Consider the following 1,221-nt stretch of genomic DNA (forward strand, 5'->3'; position numbering starts at 1 on the left):
TCCCCATTTTCATATTGTCATCAACGCTTTCAGCCTTAACTGAACCGTATTGAACTAAGACGAACTTGAATTCCTTTAGCTTTAAGCTCATCGATAACTGTATGTCAGATGCTATTAAAAAAAGATGTTGTAACTACGTTAAGGCTCATGTTAGTATCAGCTTGAACTTTGAAGAGCGTGGTAATCGTTTCTTTAGTTCCCTTGCTACTGTCTGGTGGTTCTTTCAGTAAGCAAGAGAGACAAGCTTTCTAGTTTGTCGCTTAATAGTTATCCCCTGTCGTCTGGTGGTTCTTTCGGCAGGGGATAACTGTTGTTATTAACAAGTACAAAAAAGCTCGCTATGCGGTTTGCTTCTTTTTGGCTTGAACACGCTGTTTTAATTGTTCGATGAGTCCCAACTCTTCGATCATTCCTATAGCTTCGTTGATAGCAATTGAACGATTGCGGTCGCCTAAAGTATCCAGTACATCCAAAACTCCATATAGCAAGTGTACACTGACCTTCTCTCTTTGCGCCACACGCGATGCCGCCGCTGCTTTTAGTGCTTCTATACTTTTGGGGTTTTTCCCTCTTCCTTTGTATCGCTCCATTTAATATACTCCCTACCTTAGTACTTTTTGCTCTCATCATAGCATCTCTTTTTTTCTGTCTCAAAGCTATGTGGCACAAGGCTTATAAGCATTCCAAATAAAGTTAGTTATAGATCGCGTAACTTTATGCAATCTATAATCAAAAAATAATTAAGCCAAGAATAAAGAGCATTATTTCCTGTCGTTATCTTGAAGATACTTGCTCAAGCTAGAAGGCTTAATTGAGTAGAAAGATTCTCTGCCACATTGCTCTTTTTCTACGATTCCAAGTACTTCCAAGCTCCCTAGAGTACTAGAAGTACTCTGTTCAGTTGTAAAGCTTCTGTTTGCAACTGTTTTGACGTTCACTCTTGTAAGCTCATGCACAATCATTGTCAGTTTTTGTTCTTGTCGGGAGAGCGATCGCATAACCTTTCTCCATACCAAGCTATTGTTAGAGTTTTGAGCAATACTAATAATTTCTTGTTTGCGCATTGATTTTATGCTTGTCGAACTTCTTGTGTAGACAATGAGGAGAAATGATTAGCAAGCCAGAACTTAAGTGCTGTTTGGAGATCAGCGCCTATACTTATTTGATTGATAAGTAGGTCAACCTAATTAAACGTAAAACGCTCAACTTGGTACTGACCTT

2 protein-coding genes are annotated in these 1,221 nt (G+C 38.9%); both read right to left on the minus strand.

Annotation, left to right across the window (positions count from 1 at the left end):
• Positions 1 to 338 precede the first annotated feature (338 nt).
• Positions 339 to 590, minus strand: a complete 252-nt coding sequence (locus DP117_RS34230; RefSeq protein ID WP_169222586.1) for a hypothetical protein — start codon at positions 588 to 590, stop codon at positions 339 to 341.
• A gap of 171 nt (positions 591 to 761) precedes the next feature.
• Positions 762 to 1,064, minus strand: a complete 303-nt coding sequence (locus DP117_RS34235) for a hypothetical protein (RefSeq protein WP_169222587.1) — start codon at positions 1,062 to 1,064, stop codon at positions 762 to 764.
• Positions 1,065 to 1,221: the final 157 nt, after the last annotated feature.

Source organism: Brasilonema sp. UFV-L1, assembly GCF_012912105.1.
Classification (GTDB): domain Bacteria; phylum Cyanobacteriota; class Cyanobacteriia; order Cyanobacteriales; family Nostocaceae; genus Brasilonema.